Annotated in this window: 15 protein-coding genes; 7 read left to right on the forward strand and 8 right to left on the reverse strand. The window is 71.5% G+C overall.

Annotated elements, in window-relative coordinates:
• Nucleotides 1–115: 115 nt before the first annotated feature.
• The 3 genes from Q392_RS27620 to Q392_RS27630 all read left to right on the forward strand — a co-directional run bounded on the left by Q392_RS27620 (nucleotide 116) and on the right by Q392_RS27630 (nucleotide 2,651).
• Entirely contained in the window at nucleotides 116–1,015 is a 900-nt protein-coding gene (locus Q392_RS27620; RefSeq protein ID WP_038216327.1) for an EamA family transporter, read from the forward strand.
• Between the two features lie 63 nt (nucleotides 1,016–1,078).
• Complete coding sequence (gene epsC, locus Q392_RS27625; RefSeq protein WP_038216330.1) at nucleotides 1,079–1,999, forward strand: serine O-acetyltransferase EpsC; 921 nt, start codon at nucleotides 1,079–1,081, stop codon at nucleotides 1,997–1,999.
• Between the two features lie 97 nt (nucleotides 2,000–2,096).
• Entirely contained in the window at nucleotides 2,097–2,651 is a 555-nt protein-coding gene (locus Q392_RS27630) for an NADPH-dependent FMN reductase (protein WP_038216332.1), read from the forward strand.
• A gap of 17 nt (nucleotides 2,652–2,668) precedes the next feature.
• Here Q392_RS27630 and Q392_RS27635 read toward each other — a convergent pair whose 3' ends face one another.
• Nucleotides 2,669–4,501, reverse strand: coding sequence for a hypothetical protein (locus Q392_RS27635; protein ID WP_038216335.1), 1,833 nt, complete (start codon nucleotides 4,499–4,501; stop codon nucleotides 2,669–2,671).
• A 72-nt stretch (nucleotides 4,502–4,573) separates the two neighbouring features.
• Here Q392_RS27635 and Q392_RS27640 point away from each other — a divergent pair, with 72 nt between their 5' ends.
• Nucleotides 4,574–5,917: an NAD(P)/FAD-dependent oxidoreductase gene (locus tag Q392_RS27640; RefSeq protein WP_038216338.1), complete on the forward strand. Its 1,344-nt coding sequence runs from the start codon at nucleotides 4,574–4,576 to the stop codon at nucleotides 5,915–5,917.
• 10 nt (nucleotides 5,918–5,927) lie between these two features.
• On the forward strand, nucleotides 5,928–6,842 hold the full coding sequence (locus Q392_RS27645) for a LysR substrate-binding domain-containing protein (RefSeq protein ID WP_038216341.1): 915 nt from the start codon (nucleotides 5,928–5,930) through the stop codon (nucleotides 6,840–6,842).
• 251 nt (nucleotides 6,843–7,093) lie between these two features.
• Here the strand turns inward: Q392_RS27645 and Q392_RS27650 are convergent, their stop codons facing one another.
• The 7 genes from Q392_RS27650 to Q392_RS27680 all read right to left on the reverse strand — a co-directional run bounded on the left by Q392_RS27650 (nucleotide 7,094) and on the right by Q392_RS27680 (nucleotide 14,475).
• A complete protein-coding gene (locus tag Q392_RS27650; protein WP_038216343.1) occupies nucleotides 7,094–8,251 on the reverse strand; it encodes an acyl-CoA dehydrogenase family protein in 1,158 nt (385 codons plus the stop codon).
• A gap of 12 nt (nucleotides 8,252–8,263) precedes the next feature.
• Nucleotides 8,264–9,466 (reverse strand): acetyl-CoA acetyltransferase, encoded by a 1,203-nt coding sequence (locus Q392_RS27655; protein WP_038216346.1) that lies wholly within the window; start codon nucleotides 9,464–9,466, stop codon nucleotides 8,264–8,266.
• Complete coding sequence (locus Q392_RS27660; RefSeq protein ID WP_038216349.1) at nucleotides 9,463–9,852, reverse strand: Zn-ribbon domain-containing OB-fold protein; 390 nt, start codon at nucleotides 9,850–9,852, stop codon at nucleotides 9,463–9,465. Before Q392_RS27660 ends, Q392_RS27655 begins: the two co-directional genes overlap by 4 nt.
• Before the next feature lie 28 nt (nucleotides 9,853–9,880).
• Nucleotides 9,881–10,873, reverse strand: a complete 993-nt coding sequence (locus Q392_RS27665; protein ID WP_038217334.1) for a tripartite tricarboxylate transporter substrate binding protein — start codon at nucleotides 10,871–10,873, stop codon at nucleotides 9,881–9,883.
• Between the two features lie 11 nt (nucleotides 10,874–10,884).
• Entirely contained in the window at nucleotides 10,885–12,408 is a 1,524-nt protein-coding gene (locus tag Q392_RS27670; RefSeq protein ID WP_038216352.1) for a class I adenylate-forming enzyme family protein, read from the reverse strand.
• Nucleotides 12,409–12,418: 10 nt separating this feature from the next.
• Nucleotides 12,419–13,408: a Bug family tripartite tricarboxylate transporter substrate binding protein gene (locus Q392_RS27675; RefSeq protein ID WP_038216355.1), complete on the reverse strand. Its 990-nt coding sequence runs from the start codon at nucleotides 13,406–13,408 to the stop codon at nucleotides 12,419–12,421.
• A gap of 146 nt (nucleotides 13,409–13,554) precedes the next feature.
• Nucleotides 13,555–14,475 carry an SDR family NAD(P)-dependent oxidoreductase gene (locus Q392_RS27680; protein ID WP_038216359.1) on the reverse strand — a complete coding sequence of 307 codons (921 nt, stop codon included), beginning with the start codon at nucleotides 14,473–14,475 and terminating at the stop codon, nucleotides 13,555–13,557.
• 180 nt (nucleotides 14,476–14,655) lie between these two features.
• On the opposite strand from Q392_RS27680, the gene Q392_RS27685 reads away from it, so the two are divergent.
• On the forward strand, nucleotides 14,656–15,561 hold the full coding sequence (locus Q392_RS27685; protein WP_038216362.1) for an HTD2 family dehydratase: 906 nt from the start codon (nucleotides 14,656–14,658) through the stop codon (nucleotides 15,559–15,561).
• Between the two features lie 17 nt (nucleotides 15,562–15,578).
• Nucleotides 15,579–16,745, forward strand: a complete 1,167-nt coding sequence (locus tag Q392_RS27690) for an acyl-CoA dehydrogenase family protein (protein ID WP_038216363.1) — start codon at nucleotides 15,579–15,581, stop codon at nucleotides 16,743–16,745.
• The last annotated feature ends 105 nt before the right edge of the window (nucleotides 16,746–16,850 follow it).

A 16,850-nucleotide genomic window follows, 5' to 3' on the forward strand; every position in this document is an offset into this window, starting at 1 on the left:
AGGCGCGGTGCGGACACCGCGTGGTCGGCGCATTGTGCTCGACTCGGTGGCGCGGCGTCGGGCGCCGCGACGCAAGCGCCGCGGTCGCAAGGGGCCGCGGGCGATACTTCACCCGATGTCCCCCCAACCGAGCCGCGCGCCGGCCACACTGATTCCCTTCCTGGCCGTGCTGGGCGCCGTCACGGCGCTGGGCCTGGGCACCTCCTGGGCCAAGCACGCGCTGTTCCCGGCCGTCGGCGCGCAGGGCACCACCGCCTTGCGCGTGGGCTTCTCGGCGCTGCTGCTCCTCGCGATCTGGCGGCCCTGGCGCTGGCCGCTGCGGCGCGGCGACGCGCGGGCTGTCGTGCTGTACGGCGCCACGCTGGGGCTGATGAACCTGAGCTTCTACATGGCGCTGCGCACCATCCCCTTCGGCCTGGCGGTGGCGATCGAGTTCGCGGGGCCGCTCGCGGTGGCGGTGCTCTCGTCGCGCCGCGCGCTCGATTTCGTCTGGGTGGCGCTGGCCGTCGCGGGCCTGTCGCTGCTGCTGCCGGTCGGGCAGGGGCTGGGCGGCAGCACGCTCGACCCGGTGGGCGTGCTGTGGGCGCTGGCGGCCGCCACCTGCTGGGGGCTGTACATCGTGTTCGGCAAGCGGCTGGGCCACCTGCATGCGGGCCATTCGGTGGCGCTGGGCCTGAGCGTGGCGGCGCTGGTGGTGCTGCCGGTGGGCGTGGCGCATGCGGGCGCGGCGCTGCTGGCGCCGGGCGTGCTGCTGATGGGCCTGTGCGTGGCGGCCATCTCCAGCGCGATCCCGATCTCGCTCGAGATGGTCGCGCTCAAGCGTCTGCCCAAGGAGGCCTTCGGCATCATGATCAGCATGGAGCCCGCCGTGGCCGCGCTGCTGGCACTGGGCCTGCTGGGCGAGCGGCTGAGCTTCTCGCAGTGGCTGGCGATCGCGCTGGTGATGGGCGCCTCGGTGGGTTGCGCCGCCACGGCGCGGCGCCGGCCCTCGGCGGCCGAGGGGGTGGCGGCCTGACCGCCGGCATGGGTTCGCAAAGCGTGCGATGCTCGCGCCCCCACGCCCATGGACAATTCCCGCATGAGCAAATTCCAAGTCGACGAGATCGTGGCGGCGCTGCGCGAGGTGCGCCACGGATGGCGCCACTCGCAGCAGCGGGCGCTGACGGAAGGGGAGCGGCAGCTTCCCTCCCGGGAGGTGGTGGCCGGCATGGTCGAGGCGCTGACCGGAGCCCTGTTCCCGATGCGGCTCGGCCCGTCCGACCTGCGCCAGGAGAGCGAGGACTTCTACGTCGCCCACACCCTCGACACCGTGCTCCACCAGCTGCACACGCAGGCCGTGCTGGAGCTGCGGCACGAGCGGCGCCACGAGACGGTGGACCTGGCGCAGATCGAGGAGGAGGCCGCGCGCCGCGTGCGCGAGTTCGCGGCCCGGCTGCCGGCCGTGCGCACGCTGCTGGACACCGACGTGATGGCCGCCTACCAGGGCGACCCGGCCGCGCGCAGCGTGGACGAGGTGCTGCTGTGCTACCCCGGCGTGCAGGCGATGATCCACCACCGCATCGCGCACCCGCTGTACGAGCTGGGCCTGACGCTGCTGGCGCGCATGGTGGCCGAGCGCGCGCATGCGCAGACCGGCATCGACATCCACCCCGGCGCCACCATCGGCCCCGGCTTCTTCATGGACCACGGCACCGGCATCGTGATCGGCGAGACGGCCGTGATCGGCCAGCGCGTGCGCCTGTACCAGCAGGTGACGCTGGGCGCCAAGCGCTTCCCGACCGACGCCGACGGCAACCTGCAGAAGGGCCTGCCGCGCCACCCGGTGGTGGAGGACGACGTGGTGATCTACGCCGGCGCCACCATCCTCGGGCGCGTGACGCTGGGCAAGGGCGCCACCATCGGCGGCAATGTGTGGATCACCGACGACGTGCCGCCCGGCGCCAGCATCACGCAGGCCAGCCTGCAGAAGGCGAAAGGCGGCCGCCCCGGCGACTGCTGAAGCTTCCATCCGCGCCGCCGGCTGACAGACGGCCCGCTCCGGGCCCCGGATGCTGGCGGGGTTTTCCGTTCCCACCCGATCAGGAGTTGAATCCGCCATGAGCCAGTACCGCATCGCCGTCCTCGTGGGCAGCATCCGCCAGGAGTCCTTCAACCGCAAGCTCGCCCTCGCGCTGGCGCACCTGGCGCCCGAGGACTTCACCTTCGAGCACCTGCGCATCGACGACCTGCCCCTGTACAACCAGGATCTGGACGGCAAGCAGCCGGCGGTGGTGCAGGCGTTCAAGGGCGAGATCGCCAAGGCGCAGGGCCTGCTGTTCGTCACGCCCGAGTACAACCGCTCGCTCCCCGGCGTGCTGAAGAACGCCATCGACCAGGGCTCGCGCCCCTACGGCCAGAGCGCCTGGGCCGGCAAGCCGGCGGGCGTGATCGGCGTGTCGGTCGGCGCCATCGGCACGGCGCTGGCGCAGCAGCACCTGCGCAACATCCTGGCCTACCTCGACGTGCCCACGATGGGCCAGCCCGAGGCCTTCATCCAGAACAAGGACGACCTGTTCGACGACAAGGGCCACATCGGCAACGAGGCGACGAAGAAGTTCCTGCAGGCCTGGGTCGACAAGTACGTCGCCTGGGTCAAGCGGCACAACGGCTGAGCGCCGCCCGCCCCTGGTCAGGGGTGGCCGTCCACCCGCATCTGGAAGAGGAAGTAGGGCGGAATGCAGGCGCCCGCCGCGTCTTCCCCTGACTGCGCGCAGACATAGTCGTCGCGGCAGGCCTGCGTGGCCGAGCAGCGCCGCAACTGCCCCGGGCGCGTATGCGACAGGCACTGCGCGAAGGGCTGCCGCTGCGCCAGGCAGCGGTTGAAGTCGTCCAGCACGGCGATCCGGCCGCACACGCCGTCGGCCGCGCCCGGCTCGCAGCGGCCGGAGCACATGCCGCCCGGGAAACCCACCGACGTGCGCTCGCACACCGCGTCCGCGCCGCAGGACCGGCGCGGCGAGAGCAGGGCGCGGTCCTCGCGCGGGTCGGCGCGCGGCGCGATGCGCGACGGCTCGCACAGGCCGCCCACCGCCGGCGCCTCGGGCATGCATACCCCCACGGTGCCGTCGTGGCTGGGCCCGCCCTCGGCCTGGCAGCGCAGGCCGCCGGCACAGCGCCAGCCTGCGAAGCCCGGGTCGCCCAGGCCGCAGGCGGCGCCGAAGGCGCCTTCCGGGCCGCCGCCTTCGGCCGGCGGCCGGAAGGCGTCCGCCGTGCCCTCGGCCAGCGTGCGCCGCAGGTAGACGGCGCGGCGTGCCAGTTCGTCCTGCACGTGGGGCGAATGCGCCACCGCCAGCGCATTGCCGGCCGTGAAGCCGCGGGTGAGGCCGGGCCGGTCCTCGCCGAGCAGGTGGAAGCCGGCCACGGCGCGGCTCTGGTGGCAGCCCGCGCAACTCAGGTCGTCGAGGCGGCGCAGCACGGCGGCCGGCGATCCGAGGGTGTGCGAACCCGGCACGGCCTGCCACTCCGTGGGCCGGAAGACCTGCGCGAAGGGGCGGTTGCCCCGCCGCGCCAGCCCGCGCGGCGTCACCGAGCGGACCTCGGTGGCGAGGAAGCGCTCGGGGATGCGCAGCGTGCCCGCATCCAGGGCCTGCCGCTGCGCGGGCTGCCCGAGCCAGCGCAGCAGTTCGGCGCGCAGGGCCGGATCCGCACGCAGGCGCTTCACGTCGGGCGTGTTCTCCAGCGGCCCGGCCACGTAGCGGCCGGCGCCGGCGTCCCAGCGGAAGGCGCGCAGCACGTATTCGGCATGGCCGCCCAGGTCGGGCCGCACGCCCGAGGGCCAGCGCACGCTCTGCAGGTTCACCGCGACCTGCGCGATGCGCTCGCGCGCCAGCCGCGGCGGGGCGAGCGGCCCGTCGGCGGAGAGCAGCCAGCGGCCCAGGGCAGCGCCCGCGAGGCCGGGCGGCGGCGTCCAGCGGCGGGCCGCCGCGGCGCAGCTGCCGGCGGCGTCCGGCGCGTCGCCGCGCAGTTCCACGCTCAGCGTCATCGGCAGGCGCGACTGCATGGCCGGCGTGCGGTAGGCGAGGCGGTAGACCAGGCGCGCCTCGCCGCAGGCGCCGTCGTGGAAGGGGCGGCGGTCCATGCGGTTGGCGACGCCTACCAGCTCGAAGTAGGCGTCGGGGCTTTCCAGCCAGCGCACGTCGAACAGCCGGTGCGTGTAGCGCGCCACGCCCACGCCCGCCTGCGGATCGCCCCGGCCGGTGGTGTGCACGGCCTCGGCCAGCGGGCGGCGCAGGTCGTTCCACGCGCGCGAGGTGGCCAGCGCCCGGTTGTCGCGCACGCCGTCGGCGCCGGGCGCCACGCCGAACCAGCGCGCGAAGCCGGCGCCTTCGCGCTCGGCGGCCTGCAGCGCGGCGGGGTCGGTCAGCAGCAGCAGGGGCTGCGCCGCCGCGTGCGCGGCGGCGGCGCCGAGGCAGCCGAGCACGGCGGCGGCGAGCCGGCGGCGGAGGGATGCGGCGAATCTCATGGAGCGGGCAGGGCGCATGGGCGGGCGGCGGGGGCACAATGCCGCGGCAGCAATTGTGTCGAACGAGGTGCCATGTTGTCTGAACAGGAAGACGCGCAAGTCCAACAGTGTGATGTGCTGGTGATCGGCGGCGGGCCGGGCGGCTCGACCATCGCCACCATGCTGGCGCGGCAGGGCCGCCAGGTGGTGGTGCTGGAAAAGGACCACCACCCGCGCTTTCACATCGGCGAATCGCTGCTGCCCGGCAACGGCGAGCTGTTCGACCGGCTCGGCGTGCGCGAGGCGGTGGACCGCATCGGCATGCCGAAGTACGGCATCGAGTTCGTGCCGCCGGACCTGCCCTACAACAGCGTGGTCGAGTTCGGCGATGGACTGGACCCGAGCAAGGGCGAGGCCTGGCAGGTGCGCCGCTCCGAGCTGGACGAACTGCTGTTCCGCCACGCCCAGCGCGAGGGCGCCGTCGCGCTGGAAGGCGCGCGGGTGCGCGAGGTGGACTTCGACGCCGAGGGCGCCACCGTGCGCGCCGTGCTGGACGACGGCAGCCGGCGCACCTGGCGCACGCGCTTCGTGGTCGACGCCAGCGGGCGCGACACGCTGCTGGCCAACAAGCTCAAGGCCAAGAACAAGAACCCGAAGCACAACAGCACGGCCATCTTCGGCCACTTCCGCAATGCGCGCCGGCTGGAAGGCCGGCAGGAGGGCCACATCACCATCTGCTGGTTCGAGCACGGCTGGTTCTGGTTCATCCCCCTGGCCGACGGCACCACCAGCGTGGGCGCGGTGTGCTGGTCGTACTACCTCAAGGGCCGCGACAAGCCGATGAAGGACTTCTTCTTCGACACCATCGCGCTGGTGCCGCTGCTGGAGGAGCGCCTGAAGGACGCCGAGCTGGTCGACGACATGGTGCACGCCACCGGCAACTTCTCGTACGCCGCCACCCACGCCACCGGCGAGCGCTACCTGATGGTGGGCGATGCCTTCACCTTCATCGACCCGATGTTCTCCACCGGCGTGTACCTGGCGATGCGCAGCGCGCTGGAGGGCGCCGAGGTGGTGGCCGCCGCGCTGGACCGGCCGGCCGAGCTGCCGGCCGTGCGGGCGCGCTACGAGAAGATGATGCGCAAGGTGCCGGGCAAGTACTCGTGGTTCATCTACCGCGTGACCAACCCGACCATCCGCGACATGTTCATGCACCCGCGCAACGTGTTCAACATCAAGCGCGGCCTGCTCTCGCTGCTGGCGGCCGACCTGGCACCCAAGCCCGGCTTCGCCCGCTCGGTGTTCATGTTCAAGCTCGTCTACTACTTCATCTCGGTGACGAACTGGCGCCGCACCTACGCCGGCTGGAGGCGGCGCGGCCTGAACGCCGCCGACCACGGGCCGCTGCGGGGCGAGACGGTGATGAAGGCGGAGTGAGCGGCGCCCGATGGCCATGCACTTCGACCTCGTGGACCTTCGCCTGATGGTCCACATCGCCGATGCCAACAGCATGACGCGCGGCGCGGAGCTCTCCTTCATCTCGCTGCCCGCGGCCAGCACCCGCATCAAGAACCTCGAGGAGAGCATCGGCACCAAGCTGCTCTACCGCACCAGCCAGGGCGTGACGCTCACGCCGCCGGGCCAGGCCTTCGTGACCCACGCGCGCGCGGTGCTCGGCCAGATCGAGCACCTGCGCGGCGACATGCAGGAGTACGTGCGGGGCATCAAGGGCCACGTGCGGGTGTTCGCCAACACCACCTCGCTGAGCGAGTACCTGCCGCCGGTGCTGCGGCACTTCCTGCGCGGCAACCCGGACGTGAACATCGACCTGCGCGAGCGCCTGTCGCACGACATCGTGCGCGCCGTGACCGAGGGGCAGACCGACATCGGCATCGTCGCCGGCCTGGTGCGCACCGAGAACCTGGAGACGCTGCCCTACCGGCGCGACCGCCTGGTGCTGGTGGTGCCGAGCGGCCATGCGCTGGACGGGCAGGCGCAGGTCGATTTCGCCGACACGCTGGAGCTGGACCACGTGGGGCTGCACGAGTCCAGCGCGATCCACGCCTTCCTGCGCCACGCCAGCGACCAGCTGCACAGGCCGATCAAGCAGCGCATCCAGGTCGGCAACTTCGAGACCGCCTGCCGGATGATCGAGTCCGGCGTCGGCGTGGGCGTGCTGCCCGAGTCGGCTGCCAGCCGCCACGCGCACGCGATGGACATCGGCCTCGTGCCGCTGTCCGACGCCTGGTCGATGCGCGAGATGCAGATCTGCGTGCGCAGCCTGGAGGCGCTGCCGTCCTTCGCGCAGGAGCTGGTCGACCTGCTGGTGGCCGACGCGCAGGGGCGGTTGAAGCTGGAGTGAAGTGCTTCAAAAAAGAGAGCGCCTAGCGCCCGTCACGCAAGGGTTTCAGGCGTTTTTCATTTGAAACGGCCCCTGGGTGGGCGCAAGGTGCTCACCTTTTTGTAGCGGCCCGTTGCCGCATTCAAGATCCCCAAACCGTTCACGCTGAGCTTGTCGAAGCGCGTCACCCGGCTTCGACAGGCTCAGCCCGAACGGTGGGTGTGGGCATCAGCCTGAACGGTGGGTGGGCGATGAGACGGTGCCGGTGAAGCTCAGCCCCCGCGCGCCTCCCGCACCATGTTGCGCGCGATGATCACCTGCTGGATCTGCGTCGTCCCCTCATACAGCCTGAACAGCCGCACGTCGCGGTAGAAGCGCTCGATGCCGAACTCCGCCAGGTAGCCCGAGCCGCCCAGGATCTGCACCGCGCGGTCGGCCACGCGGCCCGCCATCTCGGTGGCGAACATCTTGCAGCACGAGGCCTCGGTCGAGACGTTGAGGCCCTCGTCGCGCCGGCGCGCGGCGTCGACCACCATGCACTCCGCAGCGTACAGCTCGGCCTGGCTGTCGGCCAGCATCGCCTGCACCAGCTGGAACTCGCAGATCGGCTGGCCGAACTGTTTGCGCTCCAGTGCGTAGGCCAGCGCGTCGCGCAGGATGCGCCGGGCCACGCCCACGCTCACCGCCGCGATGTGGATGCGGCCCTTGTCGAGCACCTTCATCGCTGTCTTGAAACCCCGGCCTTCCTTGCCGCCGATCAGGTTGGCCGCCGGCACGCGCACGTTGTCGAAGAACACGTCGCAGGTGTGGGCGCCGCGCTGGCCCATCTTCACGTCGTTCCTGCCGAAGCTGATGCCGGGACTCTTCGCGTCGACGATGAAGGCCGAGACGCCGCCGGCGCCCTTGCTGGCCGGGTCGGTGCGCGCCATCAGCGTGAACATGCCGGCATGCGGCGCGTTGGTGATGAAGCGCTTGCTGCCGTTGACGACGTAGTGGTCGCCGTCGCGCACGGCGGTGGTGCGCAGCGAGGCCGCGTCGGAGCCGGCCTCGGGCTCGGTGAGCGCGAAGGAGGCGATGACCTCGCCGGTGGCCAGGCGCGGCAGCCAGTCGCGCTGCTGCTCGGGCGTGCCGTCCATCAGGATGCCCTGCGAGCCGATGCCCACCGTGGTGCCGATGACGGAGCGGAAGGCGGGCGAGGTCTGGCACAGCTCGAAGAGCACGCGCACCTCTTCCTCCATCGTCAGTTCCAGCCCGCCGTGCTGCTCGGGAATGGTCATGCCGAACAGGCCCAGCGCGCGCATCTCCTGCACGATCGATTCGGGGATCTCGTCGGTCTCGGCCACCTCGTTCTCGGCCGGTACCAGGCGCTCGCGCACGAAGCGGCGCACGCTGTCGAGCAGGGCGTCGAGGATCTGCGGGTCGCGGATCATGGCTGTGTCTCCTCAGAGGGCGTCGGCGGTGCCGAGGACGGCGGTGGACTGGCTCGACAGCGTGCCGCCGTTGCCGTGGACCACGGCCGTGCGGTGGCGCGCGAGCTGGCGCTGCCCGGCCTGGCCGCGCAGCTGCCGCACCGCCTCGATCAGCGCGAAGATGCCGTACATGCCCGGGTGCACGCACGACAGGCCGCCGCCGTTGGTGTTGACGGCCAGCCGCCCGCCCGGCGCGATGCCGCCGCCCTGCACGAAGGCGCCGCCTTCGCCCTTGGCGCAGAAGCCGAGGTCTTCCAGGAACAGCAGGGTGTTGATGGTGAAGGCGTCGTAGACCTGCGCCATGTCCATGTCGGCTGCCGCCATGCCTGCCATGGCGAAGGCCTGGGCCCCCGACTGCGCGGCGGCGGTGGTCGTCAGGTCGGGCATGCATGAGATCTGGCGGTGCCAGACCGCTGTGGCGTTGCCCAGCACGTAGACGGGCAGCTGCGGCAGGTCGCGCGCGCGGTCGGCGCGCACCAGCACGATGGCGCCGCCGCCGTCGGTGACCAGGCAGCAGTCGCGCACGCCCAGCGGGCTGGCGACGGGGCGGGCGGCGAGCACGTCGTCGATGGTGAGCGGGTCGCGCATGAAGGCCTCGGGGTTCTTCTGCGCCCAGGCGCGCGCGGCCACCGCCACCTCGGCGAGCTGCTCGCGGGTGGTGCCGAACTCGTGCATGTGCCGCGCCGCTGCCAGTGCGTAGGCGGTGACGGGCAGCACCGGCTCGTAGGGGAATTCATAGGGCTGCGGGTCCAGGACGCGGCGTGCGGCCTGGGTTTCCCGGCGTCCGAAGGTGGCCGAGCGCTGAGCGCTGCCGTAGCAGACCAGCACCGCGCGGCACTGGCCGGCTTCGAGCGCGCGCAGCGCCGGCAGCAGGTGGGCGACGAAGCTGCTGCCGCCGACCATCGTGCCGTCGACGTACGTCGGGTTGATGCCGAGGTGCTCGATCACCGGCATCACCCACATGCTGGAGGCGACGCTGCAGGTGGCGATGCCGTCGATGTCCTGCATCGTCAGGCCGGCATCGGCCACCGCCGCCTGCGCGGCGCGCGCCAGCAGCGTCATGTCGTCCATGCCGGGCGCCTCGCCGCAGCCGTAGGTGGCGGCGCCGGCGATGGCCGCTCGCCCGCGCAGCGGGCGGTTGACGGCGGCGGCGTCGAGGGCCGAGCGGGGGATCATGCGGCACCCCCTTGCTGCGGCTGCACGGGCCGGAACAGCACCAGGCCGCGCCCGTCCTGCTGCGCGACGTGCGCCTGCACCCGATGGCCGATGCGCACCGCCTCCGGTGCCACACCCTCGACGCGGCTCATCATGCGCACGCCCTCGTCCAGGTCGATCAGCGCCACGTTGTAGTTGCCGCCGGCATCGTTCTTGCGGTGGATGGTGCTGGCCGAATAGACGGTACCCAGGCCGCTGGCCTTCACCCAGCGCAGCGGGCCGGCGCCGCAGTGCGGGCACAGCTCGCGCGGTGCGAACACGTGCCGCTCGCACTGCGGGCAGCGCTGGATGCAGAAGCGGCCGGCGTCCAACTCGGCCTGGTAGTGGGTCTGTGCGCTCATGTGCATGGTCGGTCGTCCTCGTTCGCTCGTGTCCTCAGCCGGCGGTGATGCCCGCCGCCCTGATGACCTTGCTCCACTTTGCCAGCTCGCCGCGCAGGCGCTGGCGCAGTTGTTCCTGCGTGCCCGGGTCGGCCTCGGCACCGGCCTCCAGCAGCCGCTGGCGTACGCCGGCATCGTTCATCGCGGCGTTGAAGTCGGCGTTGATGCGCGCCAGCACGGCCGGCGGCGTGCGCGCCGGGGCGAACAGCGCCGCCCAGGAGTACGCCTCGTAGCCGGGCAGGCCGGACTCGGCGACGGTCGGCACCTCGGGCAGCATGGCCGAGCGGTGGCGGCTGGCCACGCCCAGCACCTTGATGCGGCCCGTGCGGATGTGCTGCAGTGCCGTGGGCGCATCGCTGAACATGAGCTGCACCTGGCCGCCCAGCAGGTCGTTCATCGCCGGCGCGCTGCCCTTGTAGGGCACGTGCTGCAGCTTCGTTCCGGCGTCCATGTTGAACAGCTCGCCCGCCAAGTGCGTGCCGCCGCCGTTGCCGGAGGAGCCGTAGCTCAGCGCGCTGCCGTCCTTCCTTGCCAGGGCGACCAGCTCCCCGATGCTGTTGGCGGGCACCGAGGGGTGCGCCACCACGAACACCGGGAACATCGCGGCGAAGCTGACGGGCGCGAAGTCGTTCTCGATGTCGTAGGGCAGTCTGCCCATCAGCGACGGGTTGACCGCATGGTGGATGGACGCCACGAAGAGCGTGTAGCCGTCCGGCGCCTCGCGGGCCGCCGCCGTCGCGCCGACCACGCCGCCGGCGCCCGCGCGGTTGTCGATCACGGTGGGCGTCTTCCAGAGTTCGGACAGCTTGTGGGTGAAGACGCGGGCGGTGGTGTCCACCGGCCCGCCGGGCGGGAAGGGCACCACGAAGCGGACGGGCCGCTCCGGCCACGGCTGCGATGCCGATGCCGCGAATGGGCGCGCCGCCGCGGCAAGCAGGCCGCCGGCGAGCAGGCGCCGGCGCAAGGCGGATGAACGGATGGAAGGCATGAAGGGCGTCCTCACGAGGTCAGCGCACCGGCCTGTTCCTGCAGCACGCGCTTGAGGACCTTGCCGTTGGTGTTGGTGGGCAGCTCGGCCAGGGCCACGATGCGGGCCGGCCGCTTGTAGGGCGCCAGCAGGCCGCGCAGGTGGGCCTGCACGGCGGCGGCGTCCAGCGCGGCGCCGGGGCGCAGCTCGACGAAGGCGACGATCTCCTCGTTGCCGTCGTCCTCGCGGCGGCCGACCACGGCCGAGCGCTGCACGCTGGGGTGCGTGTTCAGCGCCGTCTCCACCTCGGCCGGGTACACGTTGAAGCCGGAGCGGATGATCATTTCCTTGAGCCGGCCGACCACGAAGAGCGCGCCGCCGGCGTCTATCTCGCCCAGGTCGCCGCTGGCGTACCAGCCGCCCTCGCGCATCACGGCGGCGGTGGCGTCGGGGTCTCGGAAGTAGCCGGGCATCAGGCCGCGGCCGCGCAGCCACAGCTCGCCGCGCTCGCCCTGCGGCAGCCGCCGGCCGGTGAGGGGTTCGGTGACCTGCACCTCGGCCTCGGCCACGGCATGGCCGGCGCTGGTGTCGGTGCGACACTCGCCCAGGCGGGTGACGTGCATCGAACCGGCGTACTCGGAGAGGCCGTAGCCGTGGTGCAGCGTCTGGCCGAACACCGCTTCCACGCGCTGCTTGAGCGCCAGGTCCAGCGGGCCGGCGCCGGTGTAGAGGTAGCGCAGCGCCGGTGCTTCGGGCCGCGCGATGCCCTGTTCCTGCAGCCAGGCCAGCAGCCGCGAGAAGAGGGCGGGCGGCCCCTGAAGCTGCGAGACGCCGTGCTGCGCCAGCGCGTCGACCAGGTCGGCCGGATCGAACTGCGGGCGCATCACCAGCTGCGCGCCGGCCAGCAGCGAACTCATCAGCACCGTGCCCAGGCCGAAGATGTGCGTCATCGGCACGAAGGCGTAGCAGCGGTCGGATGGCCCCAGGTCGCGCGAGGCGCCGGACTCGCGCGCGAAGTGGATCAGCGCATCGTGCGTGAGCATCACGCCCTTGGGCTGGCCGGTGGTGCCGGAGGTGAAGATCAGCGAGGCGACGGCGCCGCGCGGGCCCGGGCGCGGGTCCGGCTCGGGCCGGGCGGCTTCGCGCACCGCGGAATGCTGCATGCCGGCCAGCGCCGACGGCACAGCGGCGAAGCGCCGGGAATGCGCGGCAGCGCTGCCGGAGGCGGCGGCGGTGAAGTACACCACCCGCGCATCGGCCCGGGCGTCGAAGGCGTCGACCTCGCCCGGCGCCATGCGCGCGTTCACGCCGCAGGACCAGGCACCCACGCGGCTGCAGGCCAGAATCAGCGCCGCGTGCTCGGGGCAGTTCTCGGCCACCACCAGCACGCGGTCGCCGGGCCGTACGCCGAGTTCTCGCAGTTCGGCCTCGGCCGTGTCGGTGAGCGCGCCCAGCTCGGCGAAGCTCAGGCTCCGGCCGTCCGGCAGGTGGATGAAGGGCCGCTGCGGCGCGTCGGCCAGCCAGCGGTCCAGCAGGTGATGGATGCGCTCGGTCATTGGCCCCTGCTCAATCCACGACGATGCCCTGCGTCACCGTGGCCCACATGGTGCGTTCCTGCGCCGCGCGCTCGGCCAGCTTCTGCGGCGACCCGGTCCATTCGTCGTAGCCCAGGTCCTTGAAGCGCTTCTGCAGCTCGGGCTGGGCCAGCGCGGCGTTGATGGCCTTGTTGAGCTTCGCCACCAGTTCCGGCGCCATGCCCTTGGGGCCGTACACGCCGTACCAGCCGCCCACGTCGAAGCCCTTCAGGCCCTCGATGCCCGACTCGGCCAGCGTGGGCACCTCGGGCAGCAAGGCGTTGCGCTGCGGCGAGGTGACGGCGATGGAACGCACCTTGCCGGCCTGGATGTAGCTGCTGGCGGTGCTGATGATGTCCATCATCATGCTGATCTGGCCGCCGATCACGTCGGTCATCGCCGGGGCGTTGCCCTTGTAGGGGATGTGGTTCATCTGGATGCCGCTGCGCCTGGAGAACAGCAGCGTCCCCAGGTGGTTGGAGCCGCCCACGCCGGCCGAACCGTAGCTGAGCGTGCCGGGATGGGCCTTGGCATGGGCCACGAGTTCCTGCGCGCTGCGGTAGGGCTCGTTGTTGTTGACCACCAGCACGTTGTAGTAGCTGAGCACGGGCGCCACCGGGGTGAGGTCCGTGGCCGGGTCGAAGGGCATCCTGCTCATCACGTTGGGGCTGATGGTGACGGTGGGGCTCGCCGCGAACCACAGCGTCAGGCCGTCCGCCTTGGCGCGCGACACCTCGCCGGCGGCCAGGGTGGCGTTGGCGCCGGGCTTGTTCTCCACCACCACCGGGGCGCCCAGTTCGCGGGCCAGCGCCACGCCGAGCAGGCGCGCGCCCTGGTCCACCGGGCCGCCGGCGGAATAGCCCACCAGCAGGCGCACGGGCTGTTGCTGCTGCGCGTCCTGCGCGGCGGCGGGGAGGGCGGCCAGGGCGAGTGGCGCCCATGCCAGGGCGGCCACGGCAAGGCGGCGTCGGGTGTCGAGCATGGATGTGTCTCCTGTGTTTGTGCGTGAGGCCGATGGTGCGGCGTTGCCTTTGCCGGCGGAATCTGCTTTTGCCAAAGGCGGGGTTCGGGCCTGCTTAGCAGGGGTTTGCCCGGAGATGCGCCGGCGGCACCGGCGCAGGGCCGCCGTCAGATGGGGTCCCAGCTGAACACGTCGGCCGAGCGGTCCAGCGGCACGAAGGCGGCCTTCAGCGCCGGCATGCCGTGCTCGGCGATGAACTGCGGCGACCAGCCCTCGCCGCGGTGCACCGAGCGCAAGGGGCGCGGCTGGCTCATCAGGAAGATCTCGTTGTTGCGCACCGCGAAGACCTGCGCGTTGACTTCGCTCGCCGCGTCGGACAGCAGGTACACGGCCAGCGGCGCGATCTTGCTCGGCGTCATCTGCTGGATCTTCGCCACGCGCGCCTGCTGCTCGGGCGTATCGGTGGGGATCGAGCCGATCATGCGGCTCCACGCGAAGGGCGCGATGCAGTTGGAGCGCACGTTGAACTTGTGCATGTCCAGCGCGATGCTCTTGGACAGCGCCACCAGCCCCAGCTTGGCCGCGCTGTAGTTGGCCTGGCCGAAGTTGCCGATCAGGCCCGAGGTGGAGGTCATGTGCACGAAGGCGCCGCGCTCCTGCTCCTTGAAATGGTTGGCCGCCGCGCGGCTCATGTGGTAGCTGCCGTACAGGTGCACCTTGATGACCGCGTCCCACTCGTCCAGGCTCATCTTGTGGAAGAAGCGGTCGCGCAGGATGCCGGCGTTGTTGACCACGCCGTCGATGCGGCCGAAGTGGTCGAGCGCGCTCTGGACGATGCGTGCGGCGCCGGCGGCCTCGGACACGCTGTCGGTGCTGGCCGCCGCCTGGCCGCCGGCGGCCTGGATCTCCTGCACCACCTTCTGCGCGGGGCCGGCGTCGGTGCCTTCGCCGCTGGTGGAGGTGCCGATGTCGTTGACCACCACCTTCGCGCCCTCGGCGGCCAGCGCCAGCGCGATGTCGCGCCCGATGCCGCCGCCGGCGCCCGTCACCACCACCACCTTGTCCTGCATCATCCCTGGCTGCGCCATGTCTCGTCGTCCTCGTGTCGGTTGGAAGGGAAAGCGGGACCGAGCATGGCGGCAAAGCCCGCCCGGCGCCATTCGGCAATGGCTAGGGCGGTCTTCGGCAACGTGAAAGCACGGGCTTCACCGGCGCCGAAGGCATGCTTTCACAAACGCGGATTGCGCCGGCGCGCGGCTGCGCCGAGGATGGCGGCCATGACGACCGAAACCCGCAGCGACCGCCTCGACGCCGCCACGCTGGCGCACCTGCAGGGCTGGCAGGGCCGCAGCGAGCGCCTGCGCGACACCGTCACCGCCGCGCCGGTGGCTGCGCTGTCGGCCACGCTGGACCGCGACGACCCGGCGCCGGACGAGGGCACGCCGCTGCCGCCGCTGTGGCACTGGCTGTACTTCCTGCCGCACGCGCGGCACAGCGAGATCGGCGCCGACGGGCATCCGAAGCGCGGCGGCTTCCTGCCGCCGGTGCCGCTGCCGCGCCGCATGTGGGCCGGCGGGCGGCTGCGCTGGGAGCCGGCCAACCCGCTGCAGGTCGGCCAGCGCGTCGAGCGCACCTCCACCATCCGCTCGGTCACGCACAAGAGCGGGCGCACCGGCGAGCTGCTGTTCGTGCTGGTCGAGCACAGCATCGCCAACGAGGCCGGCCTGGCGCTGACCGAGGAGCACGACATCGTCTACCGCAGCGCGGCGCGCCCCGGCGATCCTGCCCCTGCGCCTCAAAGGCCGCCGTTGGAGGGCCAGGCCGCCTGGTCGCGCACCGTCGTGCCCGACGACGTGCTGCTGTTCCGCTATTCCGCGCTCACCTTCAACGGCCACCGCATCCACTACGACCGCAGGTACGTCACCGAGGCCGAGGGCTACCCGGGCCTGGTGGTGCACGGCCCGCTGATCGCCACGCTGCTGCTGGACCTGCTGCGGCGCGAGTTGCCCGGCGCGCAGGTCGCCGCCTTCGAGTTCAGGGCCCTGCGTCCCATCTTCGATCTGAACCCCTTCAGCGTGCACGGCCGGCCCTCGGCCGACGGCCGGCGCGTCAATCTGTGGGCGCAGGATCACGAGGGCTGGCTGACCATGCAGGCCGCCGCCACGCTGGCCTGAAGAAAAAGCGAGAACCCATGATCGAGCACACCCTGTCGAACAACTTCCACGAGATCCGCGACGCCATCCGCGCCCTGTGCGCCGAATTCCCCGACGAGTACTTCCGCCAGGTCGACGAGCAGCGCGCCTATCCCGCGGCCTTCGTCGATGCGCTTACCAAAGCCGGCTGGCTGGCCGCGCTGATCCCGCAGGAGTACGGCGGCTCGGGCCTGGGCCTGACCGAGGCCAGCGTCATCATGGAGGAGATCAACCGCTGCGGCGGCAACTCCGGCGCCTGCCACGGCCAGATGTACAACATGGGCACGCTGCTGCGCCACGGCTCGAAGGCGCAGAAGGAGAAGTACCTGCCCCGGATCGCGTCGGGCGAATGGCGCCTGCAGTCGATGGGCGTGACCGAGCCGACCACCGGCACCGACACCACGAAGATCAAGACCAGCGCCGTGAAGAAGGGCGACCGCTACGTGGTCAACGGCCAGAAGGTGTGGATCAGCCGCGTGCAGCACTCCGACTGGATGATCCTGCTGGCGCGCACCACGCCGCTGGCCGAGGTGAAGAGGAAGAGCGAGGGCATGTCCATCTTCATGGTGGATCTGGCCGAGGCACAGAAGAAGGGCCTGACCGTGCGCCCCATCCCCAACATGGTCAACCACGAGACCAACGAGCTGTTCTTCGAGGACCTGGAGATCCCCGAGGAGAACCTGATCGGAGAGGAGAGCCAGGGCTTCAGGTACATCCTCGACGGCCTGAACGCCGAGCGCACGCTGATCGCGGCCGAATGCATCGGCGATGGCTACTGGTTCATCGACCGCGTGACCCACTACGTGAAGGACCGCCAGGTCTTCGGCCGTCCCATCGGGCAGAACCAGGGGGTGCAGTTCCCCATCGCCGACGCCTTCATCGAGGTCGAGGCCGCCAACCTGATGCGCTGGAAGGCCTGCGAGCTGTTCGATGCGCACCAGCCCATGGGCGCGCAGGCCAACATGGCCAAGCACCTGGCGGCCAAGGCGAGCTGGGAGGCGGCCAACGCCTGCCTGCAGTTCCACGGCGGCTTCGGCTTCGCCTGCGAATACGACGTGGAGCGCAAGTTCCGCGAGACGCGGCTGTACCAGGTGGCGCCGATCTCCACCAACCTGATCTATTCCTTCGTGGCCGAGCACGTGCTGGGCCTGCCGCGCTCGTTCTGATGCACACCCCCAGTCTTCGCGGACTTCGTTCCGCTTCGCCAACCCCCTTGCAGGGGGCACATCCTGCGGCCTGGCAGAGCCAGTTCCGCGGATGTTCCCGCATGG

Source organism: Xenophilus azovorans DSM 13620, from assembly GCF_000745855.1.
GTDB classification, from domain to species: domain Bacteria; phylum Pseudomonadota; class Gammaproteobacteria; order Burkholderiales; family Burkholderiaceae_C; genus Xenophilus; species Xenophilus azovorans.

Excerpts from the sequence above, each read along its gene's own strand:
- Q392_RS27620 (WP_038216327.1), top strand. The coding sequence starts at position 116 with ATGTCCCCCCAACCGAGCCGCGCGCCGGCCACACTGATTCCCTTCCTG.
- epsC (WP_038216330.1), top strand. The coding sequence starts at position 1,079 with ATGAGCAAATTCCAAGTCGACGAGATCGTGGCGGCGCTGCGCGAGGTG.
- Q392_RS27630 (WP_038216332.1), top strand. The coding sequence starts at position 2,097 with ATGAGCCAGTACCGCATCGCCGTCCTCGTGGGCAGCATCCGCCAGGAG.
- Q392_RS27635 (WP_038216335.1), bottom strand. The coding sequence starts at position 4,501 with ATGAGATTCGCCGCATCCCTCCGCCGCCGGCTCGCCGCCGCCGTGCTC.
- Q392_RS27640 (WP_038216338.1), top strand. The coding sequence starts at position 4,574 with ATGTTGTCTGAACAGGAAGACGCGCAAGTCCAACAGTGTGATGTGCTG.
- Q392_RS27645 (WP_038216341.1), top strand. The coding sequence starts at position 5,928 with ATGGCCATGCACTTCGACCTCGTGGACCTTCGCCTGATGGTCCACATC.
- Q392_RS27650 (WP_038216343.1), bottom strand. The coding sequence starts at position 8,251 with ATGATCCGCGACCCGCAGATCCTCGACGCCCTGCTCGACAGCGTGCGC.
- Q392_RS27655 (WP_038216346.1), bottom strand. The coding sequence starts at position 9,466 with ATGATCCCCCGCTCGGCCCTCGACGCCGCCGCCGTCAACCGCCCGCTG.
- Q392_RS27660 (WP_038216349.1), bottom strand. The coding sequence starts at position 9,852 with ATGCACATGAGCGCACAGACCCACTACCAGGCCGAGTTGGACGCCGGC.
- Q392_RS27665 (WP_038217334.1), bottom strand. The coding sequence starts at position 10,873 with ATGCCTTCCATCCGTTCATCCGCCTTGCGCCGGCGCCTGCTCGCCGGC.
- Q392_RS27670 (WP_038216352.1), bottom strand. The coding sequence starts at position 12,408 with ATGACCGAGCGCATCCATCACCTGCTGGACCGCTGGCTGGCCGACGCG.
- Q392_RS27675 (WP_038216355.1), bottom strand. The coding sequence starts at position 13,408 with ATGCTCGACACCCGACGCCGCCTTGCCGTGGCCGCCCTGGCATGGGCG.
- Q392_RS27680 (WP_038216359.1), bottom strand. The coding sequence starts at position 14,475 with ATGGCGCAGCCAGGGATGATGCAGGACAAGGTGGTGGTGGTGACGGGC.
- Q392_RS27685 (WP_038216362.1), top strand. The coding sequence starts at position 14,656 with ATGGCGGCCATGACGACCGAAACCCGCAGCGACCGCCTCGACGCCGCC.
- Q392_RS27690 (WP_038216363.1), top strand. The coding sequence starts at position 15,579 with ATGATCGAGCACACCCTGTCGAACAACTTCCACGAGATCCGCGACGCC.